Below are 17,692 nucleotides of genomic sequence, written 5' to 3' on the forward strand. Positions count from 1 at the left end.
AACACCGGCTGAAAAATAAATGAGATGATGCGGCTTGATTGCGGATTTTCCGTAGTCAGGCCGTTTTTCATCTAAATCTTGAAATTAGAAAAAGCCCATCGAATAACCAGATGATTTTTTTGATTCGCCTGGATTCTCGGTGGGCATATTGGTAAGGAACCGATTATGGATTTTTGGAGCTTATTTAAGATAGTCGCGGGCAATCTGCTTGTAGATGTCAATCATGCTGAGATACTGATCTAAGTCGATATACTCATCGATCTTATGGGCCGTGGCGTTGCCGGGACCAAACACCAAAACGTCCATGTGGCGGTTGGCTTTGGTCATTTCCGAAGCATCCGTGCCAAAAGCAATGCCCCGGACGTTAAAGCTGTGTCCCAAATGATCGGTGGCAGCTTTTTGCGCAATGGCGACGATTTCGGCATTACGCTCAGTCGTGACGGCGATTTTGCTGCCGAGGACCTCGATGGAAAGCTGCGCGTGATCCTGATCATTGATATTGGCGATGATGCGGCTTAAATGAGCGATGATTTCGTCATTGTCCGTTTCGGGGATGGTTCTAAGCTTGACGAAAAGTTCCGCATGATCAGGCACGGCATTCAGCTGCTCACCGCCATCAATCTTGGTAACTACCGGCACGGCGCGTCCTAAGACTGGATTTTCGTATTTAGCAACCAGTTCGCCAAAATATCGTTCCTGTTCCTGGTAAAAATGAATCAAGGGCGTAATGGCGTTAAAGCCCAGATCCGGCCGTGAGCTGTGCGCGGCTTTGCCAATCGAGTCGATGCGGTAGGTGATTGATCCTTTATGCGCGTAGGCAATGTCGGCATTAGTCGGTTCGGCAAAGATTGCGGCGGTCAGATCGTCAACATAGCCGTCTTTTGCAAACCGCTGTGCCCCTTGCATGTGATTGATCTTGGAGCTTTCTTCGGCTACGGTACCCAGTAGTTCCAGCTTACCGTTTAAACCCGCGCTTTCATCTTTTAATTCGGCCATTGCAATCGCCATCGCCGCCAGACCGCCTTTCATATCAGCCGTCCCGCGTCCATACATGCGATTGTTTTCAATATGAGCACTGAATGGCGGAAACTGCCATTTGGCGGGATCCTCAGTCTTTACCACGTCTTGATGACCGCAGAACGCCAAGACCTTGTTATTGTTTCCATCACCCAGCTCAGCATAGAAATTGCTGCGGCCTTTCATGACTGGCAATAGCCGGCAGTTGACGCCATGTTCCTGCATGAATGACTGCAGAACAACGGCTAAGCGATCCTCAAAACCGCCAGCCGTGTCGATTTCAATCAGCTGTTTTAAAAAGTCGATACGTGCCTGGTTATCCATGGAAAAGACTCCTTTAAATCATTTTTAAACACCATCATAGCGCGCTGATCACCAGCTGTCTAAAAAATTTTTTAAAAAAGCAAAAGGCAACAGCGCCAACGTGTTTCGGTTTATCGATTTCCCAAATTTAACTGGAAGCGTTGACAAAACGTGAAAGCGCATTTATTATACTAGGTGTATCGATAACCTAAAGCGTTTTCAAGAATTGTTGAAGATAGGGGAGAGTTGAAGATGAACTATCTAATTGGTGTGGATGTCGGCACGACCAGCACAAAAGCGGTCCTGTTCGATGAGAAAGCTCAGGTACTGGATTCTTATAAAGAACTGTATCAGCTTTATCGTGACGGTAATGGGATGGCGGAGCAGAATCCGGATGACCTGACCGCGGCCGTTGAAAAAGTGATTCATGATGCGGCTGAGCGGGCCAAGTCATTAGGCGGCCAGGTATTGGCAGTCTCGTTTTCCAATGCCAACCAGAGCGTGATCTTACTGGATAAGAATCATCAGCGGCTGACGCGGGCGATGACTTGGGCTGATACGCGGGCACGTGAGGTTGCGGCTAAGCTGAAGGCCACCCCGGATGGAGCCGACATCTACGCGCAAACCGGGACGCCGATTCATCCAATGTCGCCATTGACCAAACTGATGTGGCTAAAACAGACGCAGCCTGAAAAAATGGCAGCTGCCGCATATGTTGCCGACATTAAGTCGTATTTGTTCTGGAAGCTGTTTGGCAAGTTTAGAGTCGACATCTCAACGGCCAGCTGCACTGGATTTTTCAATATGCACACGCAGGATTGGGATGATGAGATTCTGAAGCTGACTGGCATTACGCGCTCACAGCTGCCAGAGATCGTTGACGGTACGACCAAAGAAACTGGATTGACGCCGGCAGCCAAGCAGGCAACGGGACTTGATGATGAGACGCCGTTTGTCTATGGTGCGTTTGACGGCGCGCTTTCCAATCTTGGCGTTGGGGCCACGCGGCAGGATACGGTTGCCATTACGATTGGGACTTCAGCGGCAGTGCGCGTAGCTACTGATCATCCAGTGGTCGATCCCGAACAGCGCCTGTTCTGCTACTCAATTGATCGGCAGCGCTGGGTGGTCGGCGGTCCTTTGAACAACGGCGGTGATGTTTTTCAATGGGCGGCCAATCATCTGGTCGACAGTTCGGCTGCCAAGAGTGAGGACAAATCGGTTTATGACGTTGCCAATGAAGTAATTGCCAGCGTTCCAGCCGGTGCCCATGGCTTGTTGTTCCATCCGTTTCTGGGTGGTGAGCGGGCGCCGCTTTGGGATGCCAACGCGCGCGGCAGCTTCTTCGGCCTGAATCCGCTGCATACCCGAGCCGACATGCTGCGGGCAGTAATGGAAGGCATCTGCATGAACATTGCCACGGTCTATGATGCGGTATGCGATCTGGTTGGTAAGCCTGCCAGCGTAACGGCAACAGGTGGATTTGCCCGTTCTGAGGTCTGGAAGCAGATGCTGGCGGATGTCTTGGACGTCGCGGTCAACATTCCGGAATCCTATGAATCAGGATGTCTGGGTGCGGTTACGATGGCGATGAAGAGTCTGGGAATGATTGATGATCTGGACGCGGTACAAGACTTGATCGGCAGCGTTGGCGCTTATCAGCCGGAGCAGGCTACAGTGCGGGTCTATCAAAAGTACCTGCCATTGTTCAAACAGGTTGAAGGATTGCTCAAGCCGGCCTATTCAACGATTGCGCGGCTGCAGCAGGAAAATTAAATTGAGGGGGAAACATTATGCCACTGCTCATTGTTTTATTAGGGGTTTTGATTCTGATCTTCTTGATCGTTAAGTTGAAGCTCAACACGTTCGTTTCATTGGTCGTTACTTCATTTATCATTGCGCTTTGTCTGCAGATTCCGGTTGCCAAGATACCAACCGCGATTGAAACTGGGATTGGCGGTCAGCTGGGCCACTTAGCAATTATTTTCGGATTTGGGTCCATGCTGGGGCAACTGGTTTCTGATGCTGGTGGCGGCTACCGGATTGCCACGACTTTGATTAATAAGTTCGGGCGGCGCTGGATTCAGGTTGCCGTAATTCTGGCATCGTTTATCATTGGTCTGGCACTGTTCTTTGAAGTTGGTCTGGTTGTCGTTTTGCCAATCATCTTCATCATCGCTCGTGAGCTGGACATGCCGCTGATGTACCTGGGGATTCCGATGGCAGCTACTTTGAACGTCTGCCACGCCTTCTTGCCGCCACACCCGGCACCAACCGCCATTACCGACATTCTTGGTGCTACTTTGGGTCACGTGCTGCTTTTGGGGATCATCGTCGCAATTCCAACGATCATTATTTCTGGTCCAGTTTTCAACTACTTCCTGCACAAAATCTACCCTTCTGTTTACCGTAAAGACGTTGATATCTCCGTTCTTGGCGAATACAAGGAATTCAAGCTGGAAGAAACGCCTGGCTTTGGCATCTCCGTGTTGACGGCCATGATGCCGGTTATCCTGATTGCCGTTGCTACGATCTGCTCATTTGTACTCTCCAAGACCAACCCAGTCAACCAGTTCATTCAATTCGTCGGTGCTCCGGATGCGGCCATGCTACTGTCGCTGCTGTTTGCGATCTGGACGATGGGCCTGGCCCGCAGCGAAAAGATGAGCGAGATCTCCAAGTCAATGACGACTTCTGTTAAACAGATTGCCATGATGCTGCTGATTATCGGTGGTGGCGGTGCCTTTAAGGAAGTGCTGGTAGAAGGCGGCATCTCCAAGTACGTCTCCACGCTGTTCTCTGGTACCAGCATCTCACCAATCCTGGCTGCCTGGCTGATCACGGCACTGCTGCGGGTTTCGCTTGGCTCCTCGACCGTTTCTTCAATGACGGCAGCTGGCTTGATTGCGCCAATGACTGCTCACATGTCGCCAACGATGAGTGCTTTGATGGTACTTTCGATCGGTGCCGGTTCCGTCTTCTGTGACCATGTCAACGATGCCGGTTTCTGGATGATCAAGGAATACTTCGGTCTGTCACTTAAAGAAACGCTGCTTTCCTGGTCGACGCTGACCTCAGTATTGTCGCTGGCTGGTCTGGCAAGCGTTTGGGTCCTGTCGTTGATCATTGCCTAACTGATTTTCTTAGCTAAAGATTCACTCTTAAAATACCTATAAAAGTGCGTGGACCCAGTTGTGGTTACGCACTTTTTTAATTAGTGCCCGGTTATGATAAAATAAGTCTTACTAAGCAAACAGGCTAAAGGAAGAGGATTATGTCACAGCATGTAACAATCAGCGACGTTGCCAAAGCGGCGGGGGTTTCGGTAACGACCATCTCGCGCTATCTCAACGGCCATTATCAAAAAATGAGCGCGCAGACCAAAGAGCGTATTGACGCCACGATCAATCAACTGCATTACGTGCCGGCTGCTTCGGCTAGACGACTGCGCCAGACGCAGAGCCATTTAGTGGGGGTATTGGTCGGGGATATTGCCAACCATTTCTCATCACTGCTCAGCAAGGGAATCTATGATATCTTGCAGCCAGCAGGTTATGATGTATTGTTGATGAACACCAACAACTCGCAAGAAATGGAGAAAAAGGCCTTAGATGATCTATATCAGCAGCGCGTTGACGGCATTATCGTGCAGCCAAACTCGCGGCACTTTGATCAGTATCAATCAATTCTGCGCAATCAGACGCCGCTGGTTTTGGTTGACCGGGAAGTCGATGACCAGCCGCTGACAGTGGGCAAGGTAACCAGCGCCAACTTCGATGCCAGCTATCGATTGGGACGGCAGCTGGGCAAAAAGGGCTATGCCAATGTGATCACGGTCAGCTCGCGATTTGCCGAAGCTTCTGGCCAGCATCCCCGGATCAAGGGCTTTCAGCTGGCAGCCAGCGAGACGGGGCTGACCTATCATAATATTGAGATTAAGGGTCATGATGATGACTGGCTGGCAAGAGAGCTGACGCGCGTAATGGGCCAGCTTGATGGCAGAACGGTCGTGATCTCGTTGATGGGACCGACCCTGTTTACGCTGCTTAAGATCTTTAAGCATGAAAAAGTAACGTTTCCTAAGGATCTGGGCCTGATCAGCGTTGATGACTGGAGCTGGTCGCAGTACGTTGGCGAAGACGGTATCTTTTTGCTGCGGCAGGACATGGAGTTGATGGGCAATCTGGCAGCTCAAAAACTGCTGACGCAAATCGAGGGGCACTCACTGATCAGTGACACGTCAATTCTGCCAGTTACTGTTGAGATCCATTCATCAATTTAAGCTAAAAACCCGATTGATCAATGGCTGCGATCAATCGGGTTTTATATTATCAGACACCAAGCTGGTCATCTGTCTTATGGTCTTAAGATTTGATAGGGCGGCGTAGCACGATAGGCTTCGATGATCTGTAAAAGCGCGGCGGGAGACTCCTGCATGTTGCGCTGAATCCAAAGCGTAAACAGTGAGGCGATGCCGCCAAAAACGATTTCGGATGCATAGGGCTGCTTGATCTTGGGCTGCTGCAGGTTGGCATGCTGATGAAGAAAAGCCTGCGCCAGGATTTGGGAAAGCAGCTCTTTGACTTGTCCCTTTAGATCGCTGTTTAAAAGGGCATGGGCAAAAGCAAAATTGTTCTGCACATATTCAATAATTTGACTGATGGCAGCGGGTGAAAACCAGTCGTTGCGATCCCCGTTGTCCTGTTTTAGGATCGCGGCAATGTCAGTGAAGAAATCGTTGACCAGCTGCTGGGCCAGATCGTCTTTGTCAAGATAGTTCAAATAAAAGGTTCCGCGATTGATACCGGCCTGCTTGACCAGACTGCTAATTGTCATTTTTTGAAACCCTTCTGTCTCTAGAAGCACGATAAACGCCTGCTTGATTTTTTCTTTCGAGGCTGTTTTGCGGATCATTCCCATTTTTTTCTCCTTAAATCAACAACTTATTTATTTTTGGCCATCACAAAATAGTCTGAATCCATTAAAATGTAGCGTAAAGAAATCAAAAAAGCAAACTGCTGACAGTAAAGAAGGGAAAATAATGGCCTTAATCGAGGTACGCAACAATACAAAAATATACCAGACCGGCGATGAAAAGCTTTATGCCAACAAAGACATCAGCTTTTCAATTGAAAAAGGTGAGCTCGTGATCATCTTGGGTGCATCAGGTGCTGGCAAGTCAACGCTGCTTAATATCTTGGGCGGGATGGACACGAATATGAGTGGCGAGGTTATCGTTGCTGGTCAAGACATTGCCAAATATGATCGTCGCGAGCTGACGACCTATCGCCGGCTGAGCGTGGGCTTTGTCTTTCAGTTTTATAATCTGATTCCCAACCTGACAGCTAAGGAAAACGTTGAATTGGCTTCAGAAATCGTTCCCCAGGCGCTGGATACCGTTGAAGCACTGAAAGCGGTGGGACTGGCCAATCGCATCAACAACTTTCCTGCCCAGCTTTCCGGTGGTGAGCAGCAGCGAGTGGCAATTGCACGCGCCGTTGCCAAGAACCCACAGCTGCTTTTGTGTGATGAGCCGACTGGTGCGCTGGACTATGAAACGGGCAAGCAGGTGCTCTAGATTCTACAAGATATGAGTCGCAAGCATGGTTCGACGGTCATCATCGTTACGCATAACGCGGCTTTGGCTCCAATTGGTGATCAGGTGCTGCATATTCACGATGGTCAGCTGGTAAATCAAGAACGTAATGAGCATCCAGCCGACATCAAGACGATTGAATGTTAGGTGAGCATCTTGAGCAAGCGAATACTATGGAAAGATGCCTGGCAAGCCATTACGCACTCGCTGGGCCGATTTATCGCGATCTTTCTCTTAATGGCCGTAAGCGCGTTTGCCTTGATTGGTTTAAAAATTACGGGACCGGATATGCGGCAGACGGCAACCAGCTTTTTTGCCCAGCATCATCTGGCCGATACTACGATTACGTCGAACTATGGCCTGGACAGCCGCGACCGTCAGATTATTCGACAGCAAAAGAGCGTCAAGCAGGTTGATTTTGGCTATCTGCAGGACAGTACGATTGATCAGACGAACCGAGCGCTGCGAATCTTTTCCCAAACTAATGGCGTCTCAAGCTGGCAGACGGTCAGTGGACATCTGCCGCATCATGATGATGAGATTGCCGTCAGCTACCTGCTGAAGGGCAAGTATCATATTGGCCAGTGGATCACGCTCAAGCAAGCAGGCTCGTTGAAGCATCGTCAGTTTAAGATCGTCGGCTTTGCGCGTTCCAGCGAGTATCTGGATCGCAGCGACATTGGTCAGACAACGGTAGGTACCGGCCAATTGAGCGGGGTGGCCGTCGTTAAAAAATCAGCTTTCAAGACCGGTACTGCCTATGCAATCGCACGGGTCACGTATAACCAGACGGCGAAAATGAATCCCTATTCCTCGCGCTATACCAATTATGTTGAAAAACAGCAGCAGCAGTTAAAGAAGGCCTTGAATTGGCATGGCAAAACCAAGCAGCAAAAACTGGAACGTCAGCTGAAGACCGCTCAACAGCAGCTTACCCAGGCAACGCAGCAGGCCGCTGTATTTCAGCAGACGAATGCAGCAGGCAATTCGGCTCTTATTCAGCAGGCTGCTGCTCTAAAAAAACAGCAGGCCAAGCTCAAGCAGCTGGGCACGCCAACCTATACGCTGAGTGATCGAACGGAAAATCCCGGCTATGCCATTTACCGTTCCAACGCTGAACGAGTCGATATCCTGGCAAACGTCTTTCCGGTGCTGTTGTTTGCAATCGCGGCCCTGGTCAGTCTGACGACGATGACGCGGTTTGTGGAAGAAGAGCGGATCCAGATTGGCACGCTCAAGGCCTTAGGATATTCAAATGCCGATGTGGCCAAAAAGTTTGCGCTGTTTAGTCTGCTGGCCAGTTCAGCTGGGGTGGCGCTGGGAGCTTGGGGTGGTTTTATGGTACTGCCAAAGATCATCTTTAAGGCCTATGCTGCCAACTCTACGCTCAGCGGCTTTCAGATCCACTTCTCTTGGGCACTGCTTTTAACGACCTGGCTGATTGCCATTCTCTGTACGACGGGAGCCGCGCTGTGGGCATTGCATCGTGACTTGCAAGCCAAACCGGCCGCATTGCTGCTGCCTAAGCCGCCTAAGGGAGGATCACGCATCTTATTGGAGCGTTGGCATTGGCTGTGGAATCGGCTCAGCTTCAACTATAAGGTAACGATGCGCAATCTCTTTCGGTATAAGAGTCGGGCGCTGATGACGATCTTTGGCGTTGCGGGCTGTACGGGACTTTTGGTAATGGGCTTTGGTATTCGCGACTCGCTCAGTGGCATCAGCAACATTGAATACAGCCGGACCATCAAGTACGATCTGATCGCCGTTCAAGATTCGAACAGCTCTGCCAAACAGCAGCGACAACTGAAAGATGAGTTGAACGGCAAAGCAGTGAAGGGACATACCGGTATCTATTTTGAGCAGCTGACCAAGAAGGCCGGTGATGATGATGCCACACAGTCGATCTCTTTAATCGTTCCGAACAATGAAAAAAACTTTAAGCAGTATTTCGCGGTCAAGAACCGGCAGACTAAAAAATCGCTTAAGCTGCCGCAAGATGGCGTGATAATCTCCGAAAAGCTGGCGCGGCTGCTCAACGTCAAAAAGGGCAGCTCAATCAAGCTTAAGGACGCGAGTGGAAAATGGCGGACGATGAAGGTTGCCGGTATCATGGAGATGTATATCGGCCACTATGTCCTGATGAGTCCACAGGCATACCAAAAGATTTTCCATCAGTCATACCAGACCAATGCGCAATTAATAACGCTTAAAAAAGGCGCTAAGCTGCAGCCGGAGTCGCAACGCCTAATGGCAACCGGCGCCGTGAAAGGAATCAATCAAAACGTTAATAATCAGCGGACGATTGACAACATTATGGGCAGTCTAAACCGGGTCATGATTATCTTGATCGGTTTAGCAGCCCTGCTGGCACTCGTGGTCATCTACAACCTGTCCAATATCAATATTGAAGAACGGATGCGCGAGCTGTCCACGATCAAGGTGCTCGGCTTCTATGATCAAGAAGTAACACTCTATATCTATCGCGAAACGGTCATTTTATCCGTGATTGGCATCTTGCTGGGCTATCTGGTCGGGATCGGTCTGCATCGCTTTATCATCTTAAGTCTGCCGCCTGCCAACGCGATGTTTGATCCAACGATGACGCTGACCAACTTTATCGTTTCGGCACTGATTCCGGCGGTTATTACAGCTGGGGTGGCAATGGCCATGCACCGCAAGATCAGAAGCGTTGACATGCTTGACGCATTGAGTTCAGTTGACTAGATGTGATTAACGAAAACCGTTTCTTTATGGGCTGTTTTTTTATTGAAAAATGCGAAAAGCAGGAAATAGGCGACTATCTGCTGAAACGAATTGCCAAACTGTCAATCACTTATTAAAGTAAATACGGCCTATCAAAATACTAATTTTAAATTTGCAAATGCTTTTACAGATTAATTTATAGAAAGCAGCGCGGTCTAAAAACATAAAAGTTAATGGTGTAGACCATTATTGATTAAGATATCAAGCAATTCTTAGAATATTATTAAAAACCGGCTGATCTGCGTTATGATTATCAGCACCAACTAAAGATGAGGGGGTTTGATAATTATGTTAAGTACGCTGATCTTTGCTTTGATTCCCATTTTCGTTACGATTGGTCTGGGCTATCTGGCAGCCAGACGTGGTATTTTTAATGACCAGGACAGCAAAAAATTCGTTAAGCTGGTTTTGACCTTCATGCTGCCGCTGCACGTGTTTGGCGGGCTATGGAGCACCTCGCGCAAGATTTTGATTGCCAACGTGCCGCTGATGGGCTGGCTGATGCTTTCGATGACTGGCTGCTATTTGATTATGATCCTGATCTATCGGTTTGGTCTGCATAATTCAAGGCAGCTGGCCACGCTTAGAGCCATGTCGGTTGCCAATCCATCGGTACCATTTATTGGCTCGGCCGTTTTGCCATTATTGTTCAGTACCAGCAACAGCGCGATTACGATTGGTATCTGTTCATTGACGGTCAATATCATTATGCTGCCGATTGCCTTTGATGCCTTGAGCAGTGACCGCTCACCCTGGAAACGGCTGGCAGCTACGTTTAAAAAGCCGTTGGTGATCGCAGCTGTTTTAGGATTCTTCTTGACGTTATGCGGAACTCAGATGCCAAGTCAGCTGACCAGCACGTTTGATCTGCTTGGCAAAGGCGCAGGCGGGGTCGCGATTTTTGCGGCTGGCATCGTTTTAGGCACGCGGCATCTATCGTTCAATCAAACGATTTTAGGAACCGTATTGTTGAAAAATATCGTCTTTCCGCTGATTGTCTTGCTGATTATGTGGATCGCGGGAACGCCGGCCGTTTTAAGACGCCTGGTCGTGATTGCATTGGCGATCCCAACAGCAACGATGCCATCGACTTTAGCCATCCGCTTTGGCGTCAATGAAAAAGAGCTGGCCTCAACTCAATTCTGGAGTACGGCATTTTCTTTGGTTACGCTGTCGGCATTCGTGCTGGCGTTGGCCTAGCATTTGGTTGGACGTTTTAAAATCAGCGAATAGTCAAATTGAGTATGATTAATTTAAAAATTTACAATAGAGAAACAGCGCTGCAATAAATTCTTTACAATGATCCGTTAGTCTTAACCATGGAAACAGAAAAACACCTCAAATTGATCCATTGCGTCAATTAAGATCCGTTTCGTGTGATTCCTCGCCTATTTTTGAGTCGTCTTGAGGGGTCGGGGTGACTCTTTAATTGGATTGTAATTGGCAAGGTACCGATTTGAAATCTGCTCGTTTTGCTGCTTCCGAGGCAAGTCAAGAAAGTTCCTAGAATTAGACAAAACGTACCATACTCTTAACCTTAAGCACGCCTGTTTCACAAAGAAGCGGCGTGCTTTTTTGTGTTAAGCTTGAATGGAAACTCAGTATATTTTAATTAAAATAGCTAACGACCGATTCTGATAAAATAGCTTATCAGCAAAAAGGAGTGATTGCTTTGAGTGAATTAATTGAAATGAAAAATGGGCAGCTGCAGGTTCCTGACAATCCGCAAATTCCCTACCTGCAGGGTGATGGAATTGGTCCAGAAATTTGGCAGGCCACGCAGCCAGTGCTGGATGCAGCCGTTAAACGCGCCTATCAAGGACGGCGTAAGATTGACTGGCTGCCGCTTTTAGCTGGCGAACGAGCGCATGAGCTGGTTGATGAATGGCTGCCGCAGCAAACCATTATGGAATTAAAACGGCATCTGGTTGCAATTAAAGGCCCCATGACGACGCCGGTTGGTACTGGTCATCGCTCAATCAACGTTGCCCTGCGACAAACACTTGATCTGTATGCCTGTTGGCGGCCAATTCGCTATTTTGCAGGGGTGCCGTCGCCAGTTAGGCATCCGGAGCGCGTTTGCATCGATCTGTTTAGAGAAAATACGGAAGACATCTACGCTGGGATTGAGGCATCAGCTGATTCCAAGGCCGCTCAGTCTCTAAAAAAGTGGCTGCAAGAAACCGATCAGCTGCAGCGCGTACGTTTTCCCGATACGGCCGCGTTTGGCATCAAGCCGATCTCAAAAGAAGGCTCACAGCGGCTGATTTAATCAGCAGTTGACTACGCGCTGAAAAATCATCGTCATTATCTAACCTTGGTGCATAAAGGCAATATTATGAAAGAAACAGAGGGTGGCTTTAAAAAATGGGGATATCAGCTGATTGAGCAAAAATATGCCAACCGAGTCTTGCCGATGCCGCGACTTGAGAAAATAAAAAAAGAGCAGGGAGAAGCGGTGGCGCAACAGGTCCTCCAACAAGCCCAGGCACAAGGAATGCTGATCGTCAATGACATCATCTGCGACAATTTCTTTCAGCAGGCATTGTTATTTCCAGAGCACTTTGATGTTGTTGCCACGATGAACCTCAACGGCGACTATCTATCTGATGCATTGGCGGCGCAAGTGGGCGGCTTGGGAATTGCGCCGGGCAGCAACATTAACTTCCAGACTGGCTGCGCGATTTTTGAGGCTACACATGGTACGGCACCGCAGCTAGCCGGAAAAAACTGCGCCAATCCAACGTCGCTGATCTTATCAGGTGCCATGATGATGGAGTATCTGGGATGGGGGAAAGCAGCCGAAATGATCAGAAAAGCGGTCGCGCAGGCTATTGCCATGCAGAAGGCCACATCGGATCTAGTACCGGCACCTGCAGCGCTTTCCACCAGTCAGTATGGTCAGCTTTTGGTTGAACTCATCAATTCTTAATCAAAAGCCTAGTTGGCAAAAGTTGCTTTTGATGAAAGGGACGGTCAGCAAGACACCGAACAGTAAATCGAAAGCCGAACATTTAGATTTGATTAAGGTTGATTATTCTTGCTAAAATCAAATGTTTTTAAAAATTTAAAAAATAACGTAATAATTTTACTGATTTTAAATTTGAAAATAAATTCGCAAATTTAAAAAATAAGGTTGACATTATCTTGAACAGGGACTATTATAATAATCGTAAATTAAAAGTTGATAAGAAACAAAGCATTCTTAACGGAAAAGATTCGCTTAGAACTGCAATCCTGTAAGCATTAAGAGTCCATCTTATCAGATTTTAATTCTTCATTAAAACTGCGCATAATCTTTAAGATCGCGTACGAAAAAACGCCAGTGGCTTTTCAGTCACTGGCATTTTTGTTTTCATAATGATTAAATCACTGCCTAGTTCTTACGTAGCCGTCCGACGATTTACAATAATAAAACGCTGCCTGCCAGACGTCTCTGACAAGCAGCGTTTTGAATTAACGACCTTTAGTAGCGAATCTCGTTGCGGGAGCGGCCGCCATTGGCAATTGTAATGGCATCATTGGAGGCAATCTGCACCATATTGCGAGCCGCGGTCTGAGTAAAGAAAGCGACGTGAGGAGTAATGACCACGTTTGGCATGGCTGCCAGCTCTTTGTAGTCGGCAGGAACGTCTTTTTCGGCCACGTTGGTTTGACCAAAGAAAGTCGTTTCGTCAGCCAGCGTATCCAGACCGGCACCGGCAATCTCGCCATCTTTTAGAGCCTTGATCAAAGCAGATGTGTCGATTAAAGCACCCCGCGCCATGTTGATCAGGTAGGCAGTCTTTTTCATCTTCTTTAGTTCTTTTTCGCCAATCATACCCCGCGTGCTTGGCAATAGTGGCGTATGCAGGGAGATAATGTCGGCTTCCTTGAAGATGGTTTCCCGATCAACGTATTCGGCAAATGGTTCCAGGGCAGGGTCATAGGCGATGTCATTGACCAGAACGCGGGCTCCTAAGGCTTTGTAGATCTGCGCCGTAGCCGTACCGATGTGGCCGGCACCAATCAAGCCGACCGTGCAGTTGTAGATTTCATTGCTGATGAGCGTTTCGTTCCAGCTGAAATCGTGGTTTTGATTCATGCGGGCATCAAAAATCCCAATGCGGCGCAGCAGATACATTGCCTGGGCGACTCCCATCTCGGCAATTGCACGTGGCGAATAGCTGGCAACGTTGGTAACGGTCAGATGGTTGGCCTTGGCGGCATCCAGATCCACCATGTCGACGCCGACCATGCGGCAGCTGATCTGCTTGATGCCGAAGCTGGCCAGTTTTTCGTAAACCGCGGTACTGCCCATTGAAGCAGTCTGCAGAACCGTGATGGCGTCGAAGCCTTTTGCCAGATCAACCGTTTCGTCATTGAGCGGCTCATCAACCATCTTGAGTTCGGTTTGCGTCTGTTGGGCCCATTTTTCAGCGTAGGGCTTTTCATATGGGTGCGTACCATACATTAGCACTTTCATTTTAACGATTCCCTCCTGAATTTATCTATAAAACGACTAATATTATCATATCACGAGTTGCATCGAATAAATAAAACGAATTGAAAAATGTGATGAAAACATTTGCAAATGGGATTTTACTTAATAATCTTTAATGTTAAAGTCGTGTGCCGAATTGATAAACGATTTGTCAAAGAAAAAAACAAAGCAGATTAAGTCCGAGCGATCGGCTGGAACATATTGCGGATTAACAGCTTGAGTCGGCTAAAGCACCCTGCTTAATTTTATTAATCGTTGATCAAGGGCTGATGCTCAATAATTATTGTTTGTTTAATTTTACAAATATTAGTTTTAAATGATTGACATTTTAAGGCGACTAAATTAATATAATGGCAATTCAATTAGAAAAATATTAGAGGAATGGAGGCATTCATTATGGATTTAGTCGTTGTAAATTTCATGGAAGATAACCAAGCAGGTGTCAGCCGACTGATTAGCGAGTTTCTGCATCGTCCCGTTACGGATCTGAACCAGGAAATCGTCAATCTAAGCGGGCAGACGATGGACGAACTAACGATGAGCCGTGGTGAAGAAAACCTCCGTCAAATCGAACATGACGTTTTCGGTGCCAAGCTGGCGGAACGAAATGTCGTTTTAACCGCGCCAAGCCATGTTCTCACTCGCTATGAAAACCTGAAGATGCTGCAGGAAACTGGAGCATTCGTTGTCGTATTGAAAGATCAAAAAGCCGCGGACAAAGCGTTTGAGGCGATGCTGGAAGAAAGCTTTGGACATGATCGCGTGATTGACGCGGCTGAGCTTTCAACTAAAGAAGCCGCCCGACGCGTTGCTGCTTGTTGGGGTACTCAAAAGGCTGCCTAGCCAGATAATTCGATTTCAAAAAAGACTGATCGGCAAAATGCTGGTCAGTCTTTTTGGTTATTGTTGATCATTATTTATTTTTAAAACTTCGGGAAAAAGCGAGAGCAGATACTCGCGCGGCCCGATCTGGTAGTCAAACGTTACGTGGATTGGGAAAATCTCCTCATGTTCTTTAAGCTGCAGATGCAAATGACGCTGATCAAGCCGCACCTTGATCCCCAGCTCCACGGCTTGGCGAATGAGCGATTGCAGACTGGCAGAGCATTTGCCTTTCAACGCCGCTAATGGCTCGGTATATTCAGCAATGCGCTTGCGATCTGCCAAAGCGGTTGTGAGCCCAAATTCCAAAAGATCGCCTTGAGGACTGATGTGATCGAGCAATTGGCCACTCAGCGTCAATTTGGGATTTTCCAAGCGCTGTTCAGCCAGGTCCAGGCTCTTGGCATATTTATCTGGCAAGTCCAGCTGGGCAGCAGTAGCGCGCAGCTGTTTAATCAGTGGGGCAGCAAGCGGCTTGACCCAGGCAAAGACTTCGGCCGGGTGCTGCAGGGCAATCTGCTCATTGCGTTGGACAGCCAGTTTTAGCTGTTCCGCTGGTTTTTCAGGAAGCGGTTGCAGCAGAGCATTGATCAAGAATAATTCCAAGAAGTTTAATGCGGCTGGGCTGACCCGTGCCGGCGCAAATGGATCCAGGTCGAACGAACGAAATTCCAGCCGTTCGGTACCGTTTTTCTGCAGGTCGGCCAGACTGTCGCCACGACCTTTTAAGCGAACGGGACCATAAAATTCGTGCATCGAGAAGAACTGATGCTGATCAATCCGTTCCTTGAGCTGAGCAAGCTGTTCTTCAAATGAGTCATAGGTAATCTCCTCGCCTTTTTGGTTGGCATAGCCATATGAGCTGCTGCGAAGACTGCGAACCGGAAAACGCAGATCACGCGGTAGATTGCTTGGCAGATTGCCGGCAATTGGACTGGCCCCAAAAAAGTAGGTAAACAGCCAGCGCCACAATACAAAACTCTGGGCCAGCTTGAAGTTTAAAGCATTCTTAAAGTCGGCCAGCGTGGCGAAGTCCTCATTAAAACCGAAGTCCCACAGTGATTGCACCAGGGTTTGATTGATGCTGTAGTTGACATGGACGCCGGTAAAGATCTCCCGAGCCGTGCCATATTTTTGCTGCAGATAGTCGTGATATTCGGCCATCCAAAAGCGAGTGTTGAATGAACCGGCAAAGTCTAAATCATCTTTTGAAAAAGCAGGCGCGATGCTTAGCGGCCAGATGATCTCGTCAGCCTGCAGATGATCGGTCACCAGCTGTTGGAGCATTTCAAGATTGGCCAGATTGGCATCGGTACCCAGCGTTGGCGTACCGGAAATCTCCAGCATGTTGTCGGCAAAATCGGTTTTTAGATACGGATTATGCCGGCGTGACAAAAATTCGGCTGGGTATGGGTAGCGGCTGATGCGACCGTCCTTTAGCAAGCGGTGTTCCTCAAGCTCTAGTCCCATGTAGTTTTTTGTCAATAGGCTGCTTAGCTCATTTTCGGCGATGATTTGACTTAACTTGCTCATAATGCTTCCCCCATATCGATAAATGGATGTTCGGAGATATTATAACGAAAAAACCAATTTTGTCTAATTATTTACTCATTTTATTTTAAAGAAGCTGGTCAGCTGCCGTTATGACCAAAAAAACTAAGCCGTCTTGCCATTCCAGATAGTGACGGGCAGAACGACGGATTTAACATTTTGGCCGTTGATGCGTGCCTGCAGCAGCTGCACTGCCAGATCAGCCATTTCATCAATGGGCTGCTGAATCGTAGTCAGTCCCGGCAAAAGCAGGCGGGTAACGTTGCTTCCGTCATAGCCGACAATCTTGAGGTCTTCTGGGATTCGCTTGCCATATTCGCTGGCCAGATTGATGATCGTGCTGGCATCCGTATCGTTAGCGGCAAAAATACCATCGACTTCGGGGTGTTCTTCAAAGATGCGGCGGAAAACCCGCTCTTTATCAATGGTACTGATGTTAAAGTCCAAATGGTAGGTAATGGCCGGCAGATTGTTTTTGGTCATCAGATGCTCATAGGCCTCGCGCCGTTTTTGCGTTGGCGTGTCTAATCCAAGCGGGCCATTGGTGTGGATGATGTGGCGACAACCGTCATCCAACAAGCGCTGGGTTGCCAGCAGACCACCCTGGTAGTTGTCTGAAGAAACCACCGGAATATTTTTACCAACAACCTGATCAATGGCCACGACTGGCAGATTGGCATGCTGATAGCCGATCAGACCACGATTTTGAGTTCCAACGATCAAACCATCGACTTGGTGCGTTAACAGCTGCTGGAGATAGTTTTCTTCTTTGGCAGGATCGTTTTGACTGTTGCCGATCAAAACCTTATAGCCATTGCGATAAAGCTGACGTTCCATCTCGGCTTCCAGCTGACTGAAAAACGGATTATCAACGGTAGGAAAGATCATGCCGACCAGATCCGTCCGCTGCTTATACAGCTGCCGAGCGATGATGTTGGGGCGATAATCAAGTTCCTGCATTGCTTTTTGGACCTTGGCAATGGTTTTTTCGCTTAGGTAGCCGCGATGGTTCAAGACGCGCGAGACAGTGGTCTTGGAAACGCCGGCCGCGGCAGCTACGTCTTCTAATTTAGGCCGATGATTGGCTTCCATAT

At 48.3% G+C, this 17,692-nt stretch carries 11 protein-coding genes and 2 pseudogenes; 8 read left to right on the plus strand and 5 right to left on the minus strand.

The window, feature by feature from the left end; genetic code table 11:
- Positions 1-180: 180 nt before the first annotated feature.
- A complete protein-coding gene (locus tag FC47_RS04725) occupies positions 181-1,341 on the minus strand; it encodes an ArgE/DapE family deacylase (RefSeq protein ID WP_006499864.1) in 1,161 nt (386 codons plus the stop codon).
- Between the two features lie 231 nt (positions 1,342-1,572).
- On the opposite strand from FC47_RS04725, the gene FC47_RS04730 reads away from it, so the two are divergent.
- From FC47_RS04730 to FC47_RS04740, 3 genes are all read left to right on the plus strand, one after another.
- Positions 1,573-3,096: a gluconokinase gene (locus tag FC47_RS04730; RefSeq protein WP_006499863.1), complete on the plus strand. Its 1,524-nt coding sequence runs from the start codon at positions 1,573-1,575 to the stop codon at positions 3,094-3,096.
- A 17-nt stretch (positions 3,097-3,113) separates the two neighbouring features.
- Positions 3,114-4,454 (plus strand): gluconate:H+ symporter, encoded by a 1,341-nt coding sequence (locus FC47_RS04735; protein ID WP_006499862.1) that lies wholly within the window; start codon positions 3,114-3,116, stop codon positions 4,452-4,454.
- A gap of 140 nt (positions 4,455-4,594) precedes the next feature.
- A complete protein-coding gene (locus FC47_RS04740) occupies positions 4,595-5,602 on the plus strand; it encodes a LacI family DNA-binding transcriptional regulator (protein ID WP_056968184.1) in 1,008 nt (335 codons plus the stop codon).
- Between the two features lie 74 nt (positions 5,603-5,676).
- Here the strand turns inward: FC47_RS04740 and FC47_RS04745 are convergent, their stop codons facing one another.
- Complete coding sequence (locus FC47_RS04745) at positions 5,677-6,240, minus strand: TetR/AcrR family transcriptional regulator (RefSeq protein WP_006499860.1); 564 nt, start codon at positions 6,238-6,240, stop codon at positions 5,677-5,679.
- A gap of 121 nt (positions 6,241-6,361) precedes the next feature.
- Between FC47_RS04745 and FC47_RS04750 the strand changes: the two are divergent.
- From FC47_RS04750 to icd, 4 genes and pseudogenes are all read left to right on the plus strand, one after another.
- Positions 6,362-7,063 (plus strand): annotated as a pseudogene (locus FC47_RS04750) (ABC transporter ATP-binding protein).
- A 9-nt stretch (positions 7,064-7,072) separates the two neighbouring features.
- Positions 7,073-9,643, plus strand: coding sequence for an ABC transporter permease (locus tag FC47_RS04755; protein ID WP_056968207.1), 2,571 nt, complete (start codon positions 7,073-7,075; stop codon positions 9,641-9,643).
- 327 nt (positions 9,644-9,970) lie between these two features.
- Positions 9,971-10,882: an AEC family transporter gene (locus FC47_RS04760; RefSeq protein WP_006499853.1), complete on the plus strand. Its 912-nt coding sequence runs from the start codon at positions 9,971-9,973 to the stop codon at positions 10,880-10,882.
- A gap of 490 nt (positions 10,883-11,372) precedes the next feature.
- A pseudogene (gene icd / locus FC47_RS04765) lies at positions 11,373-12,614 on the plus strand (NADP-dependent isocitrate dehydrogenase).
- Between the two features lie 534 nt (positions 12,615-13,148).
- Here the strand turns inward: icd and FC47_RS04770 are convergent.
- On the minus strand, positions 13,149-14,147 hold the full coding sequence (locus FC47_RS04770) for a D-2-hydroxyacid dehydrogenase (RefSeq protein WP_039945705.1): 999 nt from the start codon (positions 14,145-14,147) through the stop codon (positions 13,149-13,151).
- A 414-nt stretch (positions 14,148-14,561) separates the two neighbouring features.
- Between FC47_RS04770 and FC47_RS04775 the strand changes: the two genes are divergently transcribed.
- A complete protein-coding gene (locus FC47_RS04775; protein ID WP_056968186.1) occupies positions 14,562-15,008 on the plus strand; it encodes a shikimate kinase in 447 nt (148 codons plus the stop codon).
- A 57-nt stretch (positions 15,009-15,065) separates the two neighbouring features.
- On the opposite strand, the gene FC47_RS04780 is transcribed toward FC47_RS04775, so the two are convergent.
- Both FC47_RS04780 and FC47_RS04785 read right to left on the minus strand, forming a co-directional pair.
- Positions 15,066-16,580, minus strand: a complete 1,515-nt coding sequence (locus tag FC47_RS04780) for a hypothetical protein (RefSeq protein WP_033935428.1) — start codon at positions 16,578-16,580, stop codon at positions 15,066-15,068.
- A gap of 123 nt (positions 16,581-16,703) precedes the next feature.
- Positions 16,704-17,690, minus strand: a complete 987-nt coding sequence (locus tag FC47_RS04785) for a LacI family DNA-binding transcriptional regulator (protein ID WP_033935429.1) — start codon at positions 17,688-17,690, stop codon at positions 16,704-16,706.
- Between the last annotated feature and the right edge of the window lie 2 nt (positions 17,691-17,692).

The organism is Limosilactobacillus mucosae DSM 13345, from assembly GCF_001436025.1.
In the GTDB taxonomy this organism is placed as follows: Bacteria; Bacillota; Bacilli; order Lactobacillales; family Lactobacillaceae; genus Limosilactobacillus; species Limosilactobacillus mucosae.

Bases quoted from the DNA above. Each gene is read 5' to 3' on its own strand.
- FC47_RS04770 (WP_039945705.1), bottom strand. From the start codon at position 14,147: ATGAAAGTGCTAATGTATGGTACGCACCCATATGAAAAGCCCTACGCT.
- FC47_RS04730 (WP_006499863.1), top strand. From the start codon at position 1,573: ATGAACTATCTAATTGGTGTGGATGTCGGCACGACCAGCACAAAAGCG.
- FC47_RS04775 (WP_056968186.1), top strand. From the start codon at position 14,562: ATGGATTTAGTCGTTGTAAATTTCATGGAAGATAACCAAGCAGGTGTC.
- FC47_RS04745 (WP_006499860.1), bottom strand. From the start codon at position 6,240: ATGGGAATGATCCGCAAAACAGCCTCGAAAGAAAAAATCAAGCAGGCG.
- FC47_RS04740 (WP_056968184.1), top strand. From the start codon at position 4,595: ATGTCACAGCATGTAACAATCAGCGACGTTGCCAAAGCGGCGGGGGTT.
- FC47_RS04780 (WP_033935428.1), bottom strand. From the start codon at position 16,580: ATGAGCAAGTTAAGTCAAATCATCGCCGAAAATGAGCTAAGCAGCCTA.
- FC47_RS04735 (WP_006499862.1), top strand. From the start codon at position 3,114: ATGCCACTGCTCATTGTTTTATTAGGGGTTTTGATTCTGATCTTCTTG.
- FC47_RS04725 (WP_006499864.1), bottom strand. From the start codon at position 1,341: ATGGATAACCAGGCACGTATCGACTTTTTAAAACAGCTGATTGAAATC.
- FC47_RS04785 (WP_033935429.1), bottom strand. From the start codon at position 17,690: ATGGAAGCCAATCATCGGCCTAAATTAGAAGACGTAGCTGCCGCGGCC.
- FC47_RS04760 (WP_006499853.1), top strand. From the start codon at position 9,971: ATGTTAAGTACGCTGATCTTTGCTTTGATTCCCATTTTCGTTACGATT.